Origin of the sequence: Frankia sp. CcI156, from assembly GCF_001983015.1 — a bacterium.
Taxonomy (GTDB): Bacteria; Actinomycetota; Actinomycetes; order Frankiales; family Frankiaceae; genus Frankia; species Frankia casuarinae.
The window spans coordinates 82,810-96,517 of record NZ_MOMD01000014.1 but is presented as its reverse complement, the minus strand read 5'-3'; the positions used below and the strand labels follow the sequence as shown (position 1 = coordinate 96,517).

At 70.7% G+C, this 13,708-nt stretch carries 11 protein-coding genes; 4 read left to right on the top strand and 7 right to left on the bottom strand.

The features are described 5' to 3' along the window. Positions 1–5: 5 nt before the first annotated feature. From CcI156_RS27605 to CcI156_RS06685, 3 genes are all read right to left on the bottom strand, one after another. A complete protein-coding gene (locus CcI156_RS27605; protein WP_076804789.1) occupies positions 6–629 on the bottom strand; it encodes a WhiB family transcriptional regulator in 624 nt (207 codons plus the stop codon). Between the two features lie 448 nt (positions 630–1,077). Then, a complete protein-coding gene (locus CcI156_RS06690; protein WP_076804787.1) occupies positions 1,078–3,777 on the bottom strand; it encodes a bifunctional FO biosynthesis protein CofGH in 2,700 nt (899 codons plus the stop codon). 135 nt (positions 3,778–3,912) lie between these two features. After that, the gene (locus CcI156_RS06685; protein ID WP_011435197.1) at positions 3,913–4,209 is read right to left on the bottom strand and encodes a hypothetical protein; all 297 of its coding nucleotides are present in this window, start codon (positions 4,207–4,209) and stop codon (positions 3,913–3,915) included. A 278-nt stretch (positions 4,210–4,487) separates the two neighbouring features. Here CcI156_RS06685 and CcI156_RS06680 point away from each other — a divergent pair, with 278 nt between their 5' ends. From CcI156_RS06680 to CcI156_RS06665, 4 genes are all read left to right on the top strand, one after another. After that, positions 4,488–5,096 (top strand): TetR/AcrR family transcriptional regulator, encoded by a 609-nt coding sequence (locus CcI156_RS06680; RefSeq protein WP_035940905.1) that lies wholly within the window; start codon positions 4,488–4,490, stop codon positions 5,094–5,096. A 162-nt stretch (positions 5,097–5,258) separates the two neighbouring features. After that, complete coding sequence (gene cofD / locus CcI156_RS06675; protein ID WP_023839904.1) at positions 5,259–6,278, top strand: 2-phospho-L-lactate transferase; 1,020 nt, start codon at positions 5,259–5,261, stop codon at positions 6,276–6,278. Then, positions 6,271–7,599 (top strand): coenzyme F420-0:L-glutamate ligase, encoded by a 1,329-nt coding sequence (locus CcI156_RS06670; protein ID WP_011435194.1) that lies wholly within the window; start codon positions 6,271–6,273, stop codon positions 7,597–7,599. The genes cofD and CcI156_RS06670 overlap by 8 nt, the downstream gene beginning before the upstream one ends. A gap of 160 nt (positions 7,600–7,759) precedes the next feature. Then, positions 7,760–8,566, top strand: coding sequence for a DUF3105 domain-containing protein (locus CcI156_RS06665; protein WP_023839903.1), 807 nt, complete (start codon positions 7,760–7,762; stop codon positions 8,564–8,566). 98 nt (positions 8,567–8,664) lie between these two features. On the opposite strand, the gene CcI156_RS06660 is transcribed toward CcI156_RS06665, so the two are convergent. The 4 genes from CcI156_RS06660 to CcI156_RS06645 all read right to left on the bottom strand — a co-directional run bounded on the left by CcI156_RS06660 (position 8,665) and on the right by CcI156_RS06645 (position 13,590). Continuing rightward, positions 8,665–9,549, bottom strand: a complete 885-nt coding sequence (locus tag CcI156_RS06660) for an alkaline phosphatase family protein (RefSeq protein ID WP_076804785.1) — start codon at positions 9,547–9,549, stop codon at positions 8,665–8,667. Positions 9,550–9,913: 364 nt separating this feature from the next. Continuing rightward, complete coding sequence (gene dnaN, locus CcI156_RS06655; protein WP_076804783.1) at positions 9,914–11,215, bottom strand: DNA polymerase III subunit beta; 1,302 nt, start codon at positions 11,213–11,215, stop codon at positions 9,914–9,916. Between the two features lie 175 nt (positions 11,216–11,390). Continuing rightward, entirely contained in the window at positions 11,391–12,464 is a 1,074-nt protein-coding gene (locus CcI156_RS06650) for a sugar phosphate nucleotidyltransferase (protein WP_011435190.1), read from the bottom strand. 205 nt (positions 12,465–12,669) lie between these two features. Beyond that, on the bottom strand, positions 12,670–13,590 hold the full coding sequence (locus CcI156_RS06645) for a glycosyltransferase family 2 protein (protein ID WP_175637545.1): 921 nt from the start codon (positions 13,588–13,590) through the stop codon (positions 12,670–12,672). Between the last annotated feature and the right edge of the window lie 118 nt (positions 13,591–13,708).

Sequence of the window (13,708 nt, the reverse complement as noted above, 5' to 3'; positions counted from 1 at the left end):
CGGGATCAGACCGCTCGGCGTCGCTGCTTGCGCCTCTCCCGCTCGGACATGCCGCCCCAGATCCCGAACCGCTCGTCGTTCTCCAGCGCGTACTCCAGGCACTCGGCCCGGACCTCACAGCCCGAGCAGATGCGCTTGGCCTCGCGGGTCGAGCCGCCCTTCTCCGGGAAGAACGCCTCGGGATCGGTCTGCGCGCACAGCGCGCGTTCCTGCCACTCCATCGCCTCGCCGAGAAGGTCCCCCATCCCCAGATCGATCACCTGGGCGAGGGCGGACCTCCCGGCCGATCCACCAAGATCCTCCAAGTCCTCGGTCTCGGCCTCGTCAGCCTCGTCAGCCTCGTCAGCCTCGTCAGCCTCGTCGACATCGTCGACATCGTCGATGTCCTCGACGGAATCGTCCTGGATGTCCTCGACGAGGTCGGTGCCCTCGGCGACGGACCGACCGGTCAACTCGGGGAGGGCGGGAGCGGCCGTGGCCGGCACCCGCGCCCGCGGGACCGTTTCGGATGTGGCCCGGGTGTGCCGTTCGGTGAGCACCCGCTCAGGGTGATCAGCGAACGGGTCATGCTCAGCGGGACGCTCGACGTCCGCGAGGACAGTGTGGACGCCCGCGTCGGCGTGCTCCATGTGGACTCCTCCAGACCCGTCGCGGTGCGGTCGGCCACCCCTGGGCGCCGGCGCGCAGGTGACTAGTTTCCACACCGGTCAGGCGACGCACTACCGCACGAACCCCGCCAGCGGGGGGAATGACACGCCKGTAATTACACGCTCCAGACTCGATCGCGTCAACCCCACCGTCGCAACATCTTCTACAACCAGCGATGAGACCATAGCTCACAGTCACTACAGCCTGTCGCCGAGGGTCCACGCAWCCCTCCCTTCCGTCACTCTGCGCGATCAGACGGGTCGCGGCAACGGCATTATCCCGCCCAGATCTAAAGGGCATAAACCCCTAAAAGGGCAGGTCTGAGCTCGGGCAACCGCCGCAGGCGCATACCGATCAGCCGCCAGACCCGGCAACCCCAGCCCATTCGACTACGGAGAGTAGTTTTTGGTGATCAGAACTTGGCGGGTGTCAGGACACCACCGGCAGCATGGCMCGGACGGTGCGGCCCCGGGCAGCGCGAAAGCGCTCGTCAGGGATCCGGCCATACGTGGTGGTGCGTTGCCGAGCGGGACGACCCGCCCCCGCGGCCACCTCCTCGAGTTCGGCCACGGAGCGCCGCGAGCCGTGCTGCGAGCCGGCCATCCGACTGATCGTCTCCTCCATCAGCGTGCCGCCGATGTCGTTCGCCCCACCGGTGAGCACGGCCCGACAGCCCTCCACCCCGAGCTTGACCCAGGAGCACTGGATGTTGTCGATCGAGCCGTGCAGCAGAATGCGCGCCATCGCGTGCACAGCCCGGTTCTCCTGGCGGGTGGGGCCGGGACGAGCGACACCGGCCAGGTAGATCGGCGAGCTGTGATGGACGAAGGGGAGGGCCACGAACTCGGTGAAGCCGCCGGTGGAGTYCTGGATGCGCCGTAGCAGGCGCAGATGGGCCACCCAGTGTGCGGGGGTGTCCACGTGCCCGTACATCATCGTGGCCGAGGAGCGCAGGCCGACCCGGTGCGCGGTGGTCACCACCTCGACCCAGCTCGCCGCGGGCAGCTTGCCCTTCGTCAGCACCCAACGGACATCGTCGTCGAGGATCTCCGCCGCGGTGCCGGGGATCGTGTCGACGCCGGCCTCACGGGCCGCGGTGAGCCAGTCGCCGATCGACAGGCCGGTGCGGGTGACGCCGTTGAGAACCTCCATCGGCGAGTAGGCGTGCAGATGCAACCCCGGCGCCTGCCGCTTGATCTCACGGGCAAGATCGAAGTACGCGGCGCCCGGTAGATCGGGATGGATCCCGCCCTGGACGCAGACCTCGGTCGCGCCGACCGCCCAGGCCTGCGCCGCCCGGCTGCCCACCTCGTCCAAGGACAGCGTGTAGGCGTCGGCGTCCCCACGGCGTTGCGCGAACGCGCAGAACCGGCATCCGGTGTAGCAGACGTTGGTGAAGTTGATGTTGCGGTTGACGACGTAGGTGACGTCCTCGCCCACGACGTCGCGGCGCAATCCGTCCGCGAGCGCGCAGAGCTCCTCCAGGGCGGCGCCGTCCGCGCCGAACAGGGTCAGCGCCTCGGCGTCGGTGATCCCGGCCGGATCGGACCCGGCGTGGCGCAGGGCGGCGAGCATGTCGGGGTCGATCCGCCGCATGGCACCGGCACCGGCAGCCGCGCCGGCCCGGCTCGCGATGGCCCGGCTGCCCGTGCCGACGACTCCGTCAACCCCCGTCCCGGCCGCGCTGACCTGTGCCCGAAGCGACTCCCAGTCACCGTAGACCGTGTCGAAGTCCGCCCGTTTCTCGCTGCGGCGCCCGACCGTGTCGACCGCGGCGTGCAGATCGGTGCGGCCGGTGTCAGCGAGTCCGCCGTCGGGCTCCTGCCAGGGGCGGCCGACCGGGAGCACGCCGTCGGCGAGCAGGCCGTCCACGCCGGCCAACGCCCCGACGTGTCCGGCCAGGCGCGGGTCGATCCACGGTTCACCGAGATGGGAGGGGTAGACGGTGAGCCGGGGCCGCAGCGTGAACCCGGCCTGCGCCGTCACGGCCGCCAGGACGTCCAGGTCCGGCCAGGGCCGCTCGGGGTTGACGTGGTCGGGGGTGACCGGGGAGACGCCGCCCCAGTCGTCGATGCCGGCCGAAAGCAGCAGGGCGCACTCCACGGTGTCAACGAGGTTCGGCGGAGCCTGCACCCGCATCGTGGGGCCCAGCACCAGCCGGGTGACCGCGACGGCCGCGGCCAACTCCTCGGCACCGACGTCGGGCGCGGAGCGCATCGCGGTGTCGTCCTTGGCGCGGAAATTCTGGACGATCACCTCCTGGATCGACCCATAGCGGCGGGCCAGACCTCGAAGCTCGAAGATCGTCTCGGCCCGCTCCGTCCGGGTCTCCCCGATGCCGAGCAGCAGGCCGGTCGTGAACKGGATCGACAACCGCCCGGCGTCGGTGAGGACCCGCAGGCGGACGGCCGGGTCCTTGTCGGGTGATCCGTAGTGCGCCCCRCCCGGCTCCGACCACAGGCGGGTCGCGGTCGTCTCCAGCATCATCCCCATCGACGGGGCCACCGGCTTGAGCCGGGCGAGTTCCACCCAGCTCAGTACACCCGGGTTGAGGTGCGGAAGCAGACCGGTCTCCTCCAGCACGGCGATCGCGACGGCACGCAGGTAACCCAGCGTCGAGTCGTAGCCGTGGGCGTCGAGCCATTCCCGGGCCGCCGGCCACCGATCCTCGGGACGATCACCAAGCGTGAACAGCGCCTCGGCGCAGCCCGCCGCGGCGCCCGCCCGGGCGATGCCGAGCACCTCGTCCACCGTGAGGTAGGGGGCGGGCAACCGGTGCGGCACGGTGGCGAAGGTGCAGTAGTGGCAGCGGTCCCGGCACAACCGGGTCAACGGGATGAACACCTTCGGCGAGTAGGTGACGACACCCGGCCGCCCGATCGACGCCAGACCCGCGTCGCGGACCCCGGCCGCCGAGCGGCACAGGTCCGCGAGGTCATCGCCGCGCGCGGCCAGCAGAATGGTGGCCTCTACCACGTCGAGCGTGGCGCCGTCCCGGGCCCGGCGCAGCGCCCGGCGTAGCGCCGACGGGGACGGTGGGGAACTGGATTCGGCACCGCTGGATTCGGCACCGCTGGATTCGGCACCGCTGGATTCGGCACCGCTGGATGTCGCCGCCGTACTCATCATGAATTCCTCTGATTCTCCGGCGGCGCCCCCGGCGCCCGGCAGGTGAACCGGTCCGGTCGGTGGCCATCGGGATCGAAGGGATGCGGTGTCGAAACGGTACTGAGCGGTTCGGGAGGAAACCCGGTCGGCCCGGAGTCAGGGGGTCACGCGGCCGGCCGCACGCCACCCGGTGGCGGGTCTGCGCAGCCGGTCGAGCGTGCCGATCAACATATTCGTCCGCCGGCGCGAGGCCAGCGTCTCGACCAGAGCCTGCGTCCGGTCGGCTCGCCGGCCGGCGCCGGCGACGTCGGACCCGTCCGGCGTCGTACCGGTGGTCTGTCGCATCTGGGCCCGGCGGGCGGCCACGACCTGGGGGGCGCGGACCCCAGCAAGCGCGCGATTAAGGGAGGCAGACAGGGCTTCGAGGCTCTTGGTGGTTCTGATATCGGACATGACGGTCCTTCCAGCAACGTAGAGAGCTGGGATTCACTCTCACAGCTCTCTCTAATCGGAATCAAGAGAAAGACGGTGAGCAGGACACATCCGCCCGAGACGTCCACCGGACCCCGCTACCCGAGCCCGGCCGGAGTGCACCCACCGACACCGGGACACGATTCCGATCATGCCGGCGTCGGGACGGCGCCGGCGTGCGCCGGCGTACCGCACGGGGGCTACCACTACTGGGCATCGATTTTCTCCTGCCCCACCATGGGAGTCGTTACGCTGATCAGGTGCCACGCAACCGCCAGGAGGTTCCCCGCGAGGAACGGATCGATGCGTTGCTCACCGTCGCCGAGGAGCAGTTCCTGGCCCGCGGGTTCGCCGGGACGTCCATCGCGGAGATCGCCCGTTCCGCCGGCATCGAACCGGGCTCCGTCTACTGGTATTTTCGGTCGAAGGACCACGCCTTCGCGGCGGTGCTGAACCGACTGCTCGACGTTGAGGTCGACCGGATCGCCGCGTTACCCGGAGACCCGGCGGCGAAGCTCTTCCTTGCCCTGGACTCGGTCGAGCGGCGCCGCACGCTGCATCCCTGTGTMGCCGAACGCGCCCCGCACGCCGCGCCGGTCATGGAGTACCACGAGCGGCTGCACGACTGGCTGCACGGGCTCGCGCTCGCCGCGGTGCACGACTTCGTGCCCGAACCCGATCGGGAGCTCGCGGCGGACGCGGTGGTCGCCACCATCGAGGGCGGGCTCGCCAACCCTGCACCCTCCCGGCCGACCAGCCATCTCGTGCACTTTCTGCTCTCGGCCTTCTGCACGGACACGCCGATACCGGCGAAGCCGGAGTTCCACGGATGGATGACGCCGTTGTTCGCCCGACCGAGGCTCGGTTAGGAACCCCGACCGAGGCTCGGTCAGGAACACGACCGGCGCGMCCGCCCCGGTCCGGAGAAATCCGTCCGTGGCCCGGCGGTGGCCGCTATCACCCCGGCCGGGAGATCCACCACCGCCCACCGGTGCCCCATCCGTCGGGGCGCGGTGCCAGGATTGGTCGGTGTGAGAGTTACAGCCCTGGCTGGCGGGATCGGTGGCGCCCGGTTCCTGCGCGGCGTGCTCGCGGCGCTGCCGGAGGCCGACGTGACGGTAATCGGCAACACCGGCGACGACATCACGTTGCACGGACTGCGCATCTGCCCCGATCTCGACACCGTCATGTACACCCTGGGCGGCGGGATCTCGGCCGAACGGGGCTGGGGGCGCGAGGGCGAGTCGTTCGTCGTGGCCGAGGAACTCGCCGCCTACGGCGTCGGGCCGGCCTGGTTCGGACTCGGCGACCGCGACCTCGCCACCCACCTGGTGCGCACCCGGATGCTCGACGCCGGCTACTCCCTCTCGGACGTGGTCCGGGCGCTGTGTGAGCGGTGGAAGCCGGGGGTACGGCTGCTGCCGATGTCGGACGAGCGGGTCGAGACCCACGTGGTGATCTCGGACGCCGACGGCCAGCGCGCGGTGCACTTCCAGGAATGGTGGCTGCGGCTGCGTGCCGCCGTGCCGGCACAGGCGATCATCCCGGTAAACGCGGAAAAGGCCAGGCCCGCGCCCGGCGTCCTGGCCGCCATCGCCGACGCGGACGTCGTACTGCTCCCCCCGTCGAATCCGGTCGTCTCGATCGGCACCATCCTCGCCGTTCCCGGGATCCGCTCGGCCGTGCACGAGACCGCGGCGCCGGTGGTCGGGGTGTCGCCGATCATCGGCGGCGCGGCCGTGCGCGGGATGGCGGACGCCTGCCTGGCCGCCATCGGCGTCGAGACCTCCGCCCAGGCGGTAGGCGTGCATTACGGCGGCCGGGGGCGCACCGCCGAGCCGGCCACCGCGCCCGCCACGACCGGGCACGGGACGGCCCCGCGCCCGGGAGACGGGACGGCGGACGGCCTGCTCGACGGCTGGCTCGTCGACACCGCCGACGCCGGCGCGACCGTTCCCGGCGCGACCGTGGCCGCGACACCCCTGTTGATGACCGATCTGAAGGCCACGGTGGCGATCGTCCGGGCGGCTCTGGAGCTCGCCGGTGTCTGAGCGCAGCGCGGAACGGGCGCTGCGCGTGTTCCCGCTCACCGGCATCGGCGAGGTCCGTCCCGGCGACGATCTCGCCGTCCTGGTGGCCTCGGCCGTCCGGACGCACGGCCCGACACTCGCCGACGGCGATGTCGTCGCGGTCACCTCAAAGATTGTTTCGAAGGCCGAGGGACGGCTCGTCACGGTGTCCGGCGACCGCGAGGAAGCCAGACAGGCCATGATCGACAGTGAATCGGTACGCGAGGTCGCCCGGCGCGGCCCGACCCGGATCGTCGAGACGCACCACGGTTTCGTCCTCGCCAGCGCGGGGGTCGACGCGTCGAACATCGCCAAGGACTCCCTCGCCCTGCTCCCGGTGGATCCGGACGCCAGCGCCAGGCGGCTGCGGTCGGGCCTGGCCACCGTGCTCGGCGTGGATGTCGCCGTCATCGTCACCGATACCGCCGGACGGCCGTGGCGGCGCGGCCTGACCGACATGGCCGTCGGGGTGGCCGGCATGGCGGCGCTGCGCAGCCACGTCGGCGACCTCGACGGCTACGGCAACGAGCTGGGGATGACCGAGGTGGCCGAGGCCGACGAGCTCGCCGCGGCCGCCGACCTCGTCAAGGGCAAGCTGGGCGCCACACCGGTGGCAGTCGTCCGCGGCTACGGCCGGCTGCCCGACGACGGCGCCGGCGGGCGGGCACTGCTGCGTCCCGCTGGTGAGGACATGTTCCGCCTCGGCACCCTCGAGGCGCGCCGGGCGGCGCTGCGCGACCGGCGCACCGTGCGGGACTTCTCCGACGCCCCGGTCGACCCGGCCGCGGTCGACCGGGCGATCGCGGCCGCACTCACCGCCCCGGCCCCGCACCACACCACACCATGGCGTTTCGTGATCGTGACCGAGCGGCACGCCGCGCTGCTCGACGCGATGGCCGAAGCCTGGGCGGACGATCTACGACGCGACGGGTTCGACGAGGCGGCCGTCGAGCGTCGGCTTCGGCGCGGCGAGGTGCTGCGGCGTGCCCCGCTGCTGATCGTTCCGATCATGGTCCTCGACGGCGCGCATCCCTATCCGGACGCCCGCCGCGCCGCCGCCGAGGAGCGGATGTTCACCGTCTCCGTCGGGGCCGGGGTGCAGAACCTGCTCGTCGCCCTGGCCACGGAGGGTCTGGGGTCGTGCTGGGTGTCGTCGACGCTGTTCTGCCCGGAGGTGGTCACCCGGGTGCTCGACCTGCCGGCCGATTGGACACCGATGGGCGCGGTCGGGGTCGGGCACGCCGCCGCGCCCGCACCCGCCCGACCGGACCGCGATACCGCGGCGTTCGTCCTCCACCGCTGACCTCGTGGCCGACCTCTTCCGGGTGGCCCGGCTCCGGGATGATCCGGGACGCCACGGTCACGGTGCGGCGTGGCGGAACAGGGCGTGTCCGGTGGTGTTCGGCGGGTCGGATCCATCCTGCCCGGACGACGTGGTTCAACACTTCGTAGGATCAGTTGCCGTGGGTAAGAAGAGCGTCGAACGCAACACCCGGCTCGAGCAGTTGCGCCGTGAACAGAAGCGCAGGGAACGCCGCCGCGCGCTGCTCATCTACGGGACGTCGGGGCTCGTCGCCGTCGCGCTCCTCGTCGGCATCATCATCTACAGCGTCGCGGACAGCAGATCGAAGAACGAGGCCCGCAAGGTCGGCTACGTCGCGCCGGCCTCGGCGGCCGCCACCGCGGCCGGGTGCACCGGCACGGCGAACGACCCGTTCCGCGGCTCGACGCACGTCAGCACGGCGGTCACGTACGAGGCGTCACCGCCATCCTCGGGTAACCACAACCCCGACCCCCTGCCCGACGGCATTCCCTTCTACAACCCGAACTCGGGCATCTCGGTGGAACGGGCCGTACACAACCTCGAACACGGCTTCGTGATCGGCTGGTACGACAAGAGCCTGCCGACGGATCAGGTCGACAAGCTGCGCAAGCTCGCGGCGGACGCCGGGCCGCGGTTCATCGGTGTGCCCTGGCCCCGGAGCACCTTCGTCGACAACAAGCACTTCGTCCTGACCGCCTGGGACCGCACCCAGCGCTGCTCGACGGTCTCCGCGGACGTAATCAAGGATTTCGTCACCAAGCATGCGAACCCGGACGCCGCCGGGGCCACCTGGGACTCACCGACCGCGCCGGAGTCCGGCGCGGCGGGCGGCACCCTGAACGTGACGGCGGACGGCCCCCTGGTGGATCCGGGCGCGGCCGCCTCCCCGATCCCCGGCGCGGGCACCATGTCACTGTCGCCCACCACCCCGGCCCCGGCACCCTAACCCTCTCGGCCGGGGCGGAGATGTCGGTGACGAGGCGGGCCGCCCAGGACGAGCACCGTCCCGGGCACGGCCCGCCCGGCTAGCTCCAGATACCGGTGCTAGCTCCAGATACCGGTGATGTCCGATGCGCTTCCGGCGTTACCCGCGTGGGTGGTCAGTCCACTCAGGTCCTCCAGGGTACGTAGCACGTTGTAGTGGTTGTAGGTCGTCGACGAGCTGCTTCCGGGGGTGACGTGCRCTCCGTAGAGCACCGTGGTGATGTGATTGCCGCTGGAGCCGTTGTCCTCGTCGAAGGTCACGATGAGCAGACTGTTGTGGGTCTGGGCCCAGGTCGCGTAGGCGCTGAGATTGCTCTTCAGCCACGTGTCACCGGTGGAGACCGAGCAGTCGTGCATGTCGTTGCACAGGTTCGGGATGACGAACGAGACCTTDGGCAGCGTGGAGTAGTTGCTCGGGAACTGGGCGAAGGTGTGGGCGGTGTTCAGCGGCACGTTACTGAAGGCGAACCATGGATTGTGCTTGCGCGCATACTTGGTGCTGCTGTTGGTGCACACCGTCGAGCCCTCGGCGGGCAGGCCCTCGTTGTAGCTTCCCCAGGTGCGACCGGCGGCGATCAGCTCGGAGCCGAGATTGGCGGCGCTACTGAACCCCGGCGTGTAGCAGTTGTCGTTGGTGATGCCCTGGGTACCTCCGGAGAAGAGGGCGAGATAGTTGGGCTGGCTCGGGTGGGTCAGGCCGTACGACGCGGTGAGGTTGGCGCCACCACTTTTCAGTGTATTGTTGATGTAAGGGGCGCTGGAACTACCGATGATCTGCGAGTAGGAATGGTTCTCGAACACCACCACGACGACATGGTCAGGGCTGGGCAGCGCCGCCGCCCGCGCGGGCGCGATATTCCAGGATACGAGCACGGCGACGATCAGACCGACGGCAAACGCGGTCAACACGAGACGTGAACGCCGGACACCGGCGAGAACGGACACGGCAGGCCTCCCGAGGAACCAGAAAAGTAACAACGAGTTCTTACCGTGGAGCCAGATCAGGTTAGAGCCTCCACCGGACATCGTCAGTGCACCAGAGGTAAGAACCGGGGAAACAGGAGGGGCCGGATCCCGAACGGGAGATGTCGGGTTCTCTCCGCATCGGTAACCCGAGCGGGGTCGCGCGGAGGCCGCGGGACGAATTTCCCACGGTGTTTCTTCGGCGTATCTGTGGCCTGTCTCCGGCTATCCGGGTACAAGGCTGTCCGGTCCTCGTCAGGGCCGCGGCCGGGCCGGCTCATCACCCCGGATCCATACCCTGGACCGCCGAACCAGACGATCAGGAGGAACGGTCCTGGCCCTCGGCTCAGCCCCCGCCGTGGCGGATCGGCATCAGTAGGTAGCGGTAGGCGCCCTCGTCGACAGCGCCGCGGCCGCTGTCCTTGCCGGTGAGCACCGCGGGTTTCGCGGCGGCCTCGACCGGATCGTCGTCAACGAACCCGATCGTCGCCTGATCGTCCTCGACGGCACCGAGCCCGTCCAGCAGGTAGGACGGATTGAACAGCACCGAGAGCTCGGGACCTGCGTACTCGACCGGAATCGTCTCGCTGGCCTGTGCGCCACCACCGTCCCCGGCCTCGGCGACGACCTGGTTGTGGGTGAAAGTGAACCSCAGCGGCCCGGTGCGGGTGGCGACGACGGCCACCCGACGGACCGCCGCGGCGAGCGCCGCGGTCTGCGCGGTGACGACGAGCGCGGCCGCCTCGGGCAGGAGCTTGCGGTAGTTGGGAAACGTCCCTTCGATGAGCCGGACGATGGTCTGCCGGCCGCCGGCGGCGAGGCCGAGCCGGGCGCCGGACGGATCGTCGAGGTCCAGACCAATCACGATGCGGGAGGCCGACGTCGGCGTGCGGGCCACCTCGGCGAGAACCTTGGCAGGCACGTGCGCGAGCGCCCACGGATCGTCGACTGTCGGCTGCCAGGGTATGCCGCGTACCGCGAGCCGGTACCGGTCGGTGGCGACGAGGGCCAGCCCACGCCCGGAGATCTCCATCCGGACCGCGGTGAGCACGGGCATGGTCTCGTCCCGGCCGGCCGCCGGGGCGACCTGACCGACCGCGGACGCGAACCCAAGCGTGTCCACCTCGCCGATCGGTCCGGGAAAGCTAGGGAGCTGCGGGTACTCACCCGGGTCCATCAGCGGCACGGTGAAACGGACGCTGCCGCAGCGCAGGACCAGCCGGTCACCGTCGACCACGACGTCGACCGTCGTCGCGGGCAGGCTGCGCACGATGTCCGTGAGGAGCCGGCCGGGCACCAGCACCCGCCCCGGTTCGTCCACCGAGGCCGCGACCGGAGCCCGCACCGCCACCTCCGTGTCGTACGCGCAGATCGTCAGGACCGAGGCCGTGGCCGCCCCCAGGGGCGCCGCGGAACCGGGAGACGCCGCGGAGCCCGACGGCAGGGGAACCGCCGCGGAACCGGGAGACGCCGCGGAGCCCGACGGCAGGGGAACCGCCGCGGAACCGGGAGACGCCGGGGAGCCATGGCCCGCGGCGAGCAGGATGCCGGTCAGGACGTTCCGGGCCGGGCCCGGCCGGTTGGGCAGATGCCGAGCGGCCCAGCCGGTCGCGTCGGCGAACGCGTCGCGTTCCACGCTGAACCTCATGAGTGCGATTGTCCTCGGCCACGGCGCGGAATCGCCGCATTCAGCGGACGGTTTTTGTTCCCCGTCCGTGGATGTCCGCGAGATCTCCGCACGGACGGACCGCAGCCGCCGCGTCGTGAGGAAACGCGGCGGCGCTACCAGTGGTCCGCCGCCACCCGCAACCGGTCGGCTGCGCTCAGGTGCGGTCCGAGCTGAATCGCACAGCGCCCGCCGAGAGGACGACTCCGGGGAACACGCGCGCCCCGGACCGTAGTTCGTTGCCTCGCTCGATCCGTACCCCGTCGCCGATGACCACCCCGTCGAGCGCGACACCGGAGCCGATCACCGCGTCCCGACCGATCACGCTGTCCCGCACGACCGCCCCGGCCTCGACAACCGCACCGTCGAACAGCACCGCACCGTCGATCGCGGCACCCGCGCCGACCCACGCGCCGGCCCCGACGGTCGCCCCGCCACCGATCTTGGCGTCGGCGGCCACGACGGCACCGGGCAGCACCAGGCAGTCCCCGACCGGCCCCGGCAGCGCCGGCGACGCCATCCGGCCGGTCACCAGGTCGCGACTGCCCTGCACGAACGCCGCGGGAGTTCCGAGGTCGAGCCAGTAGGTGTCATCCGGGTAACCCATGACCGCCGTGCCGGCGGCCAGCAGTCCCGGGAAGGTCTCCCGCTCGACCGAGACCGGTCGTCCCGTCGGGATCGTGTCGATGACGGACCGCCGGAACACGTAGCACCCGGCGTTGATCAGATTGGTGGGCGGGTCCGGGGTCTTCTCMAGGAAGGCGGTGACGCGACCATCGTCGTCGACGGGCACGACCCCGAAGGCACGCGGGTCCACCACCCGGGTCAGATGCAGGGTGACCGCCGCGCCGGTCCCCGTGTGCCGCGCGACGAGGGCCTGGATGTCCAGACCGGCGAGGATGTCACCGTTGAAGATCACGACCGGATCGCCCGGTCCCCCGTGGAGCCGCTCGGCCACGTTGCGGATCGCACCGCCCGTGCCCATCGGCTCGGTCTCGGTGACGTACTCCAGCTGGAGTCCGTGCGCCGAGCCGTCCCCGAAGTACTCCTCGAAGACCTCCGCCCGGTACGAGGTGGCGAGCACCACCCGGTCGATTCCCGCGTCTCGCGCGCGAGCCAGCATGTGCGCGGTGACCGGCACCCCCGCGACCGGCAACATCGGCTTCGGCGCCGACATCGTGAGYGGTCGCAGGCGGGTCCCCTGACCGCCGACAAGCATCACTGCGTCCATGGGGCGTCAGTGTCGCAGAACACGCGGTGGACGCTGAAAACGGATCGGGGTCAGGACCATACGACGAACGGCATGCCATGGTTTCGACACGTTGTGTCGGACCGGGGTTCACCAAGCCGCCCGGATATTCCAAATATCTCGGACATCCAGGACATCCATGACTACCAGCAACTCGCCTGCCGGCCATCGGCCGGCCGCGGTCCGCTCAGGCGCCCCGCGCGGCACCACCCCGGGGAAGCAGATCCGCAGAACGGGTCGCCTTCGCCCCCGCGCTGTCCCGGGCGAAGATCAGCGCGAGCAGCAGCCGAACCACGAGACCGACCCCGAGCAGCAGCCGCAGCGGCGCGCGCGCGTTGCCGGGGTACTGCCAGGACAGGTAGCGGAACATGCTGCGGTGATGAGCCAGCACCATCCGCCGTGACGACCGCTTCGTCGAGTGTCCGCCGAGATGCTCGACCACCGCGGACGGCACGTACACCGACTGCCAGGACGCCTCGCCGATGCGGCGGCCGAGGTCGACATCCTCCATGAACATGAAGTAGGACTCGTCGAACCCGCCGACCGCCTCGAACGCCTCCCGGCGCAGCAGCTGGCAGGAACCGGACAACCAGCCGGCGGTCATCTCCTGGGGGAGACCCCGCTSCCGCCGATAGGAGGCCGTCCACGGGTTCGTCGGCCAACACCAGCCGAACAAGGCGTGCCCCACCCCGCGGCCGAGCGAGGGCAGGTCCCGGGCCGAGGGGTAGAGCGCCCCGTCCGGATTGATGATCCCCGGGCCGAAGGCCCCGCCCCCCGGCCAGCGGTCGGCCGCGGCAAGCAGTTCGTCGACCGCACCGGGCGCGAAGGAGATGTCGGCATTGGAGATCACCAGCCAGGGCCCGCGGGCTCCGGCGGCACCACGGTTGACCGCGGTGCCGTAGCCGAGGTTGCGACCCGGGCGCACCAAGCGCACCTCGGCCCGCTCGGCGGCCGCCGCCGTGCCCTCGTCGAGGTGCGGCGAGTTGTCCACCACGACGACCTCGTAGGGCCGCGTGGTCGCCTTCGCCAGCGAGTCGAGGAAGGCTCCGATCACCTCCCCGGACCGGAAGGTCACGACGACGACCCGGATCTCCGGATCCACACCCATGTCTCGCCCGCCCGTTCTCGCCCACCACCGGTCGCCCGACACATTCCCGTGACGACGCACGGCACCTTGTGCACCGAGGAGACCGTAGCGCGCCCTTTGCGGCGGTCCTCGCCCCGGG

Coding starts and splice junctions, on each gene's coding strand:
- CcI156_RS27605 (WP_076804789.1), bottom strand. CDS start 629: ATGGAGCACGCCGACGCGGGCGTCCACACTGTCCTCGCGGACGTCGAG.
- CcI156_RS06685 (WP_011435197.1), bottom strand. CDS start 4,209: ATGTCCGATATCAGAACCACCAAGAGCCTCGAAGCCCTGTCTGCCTCC.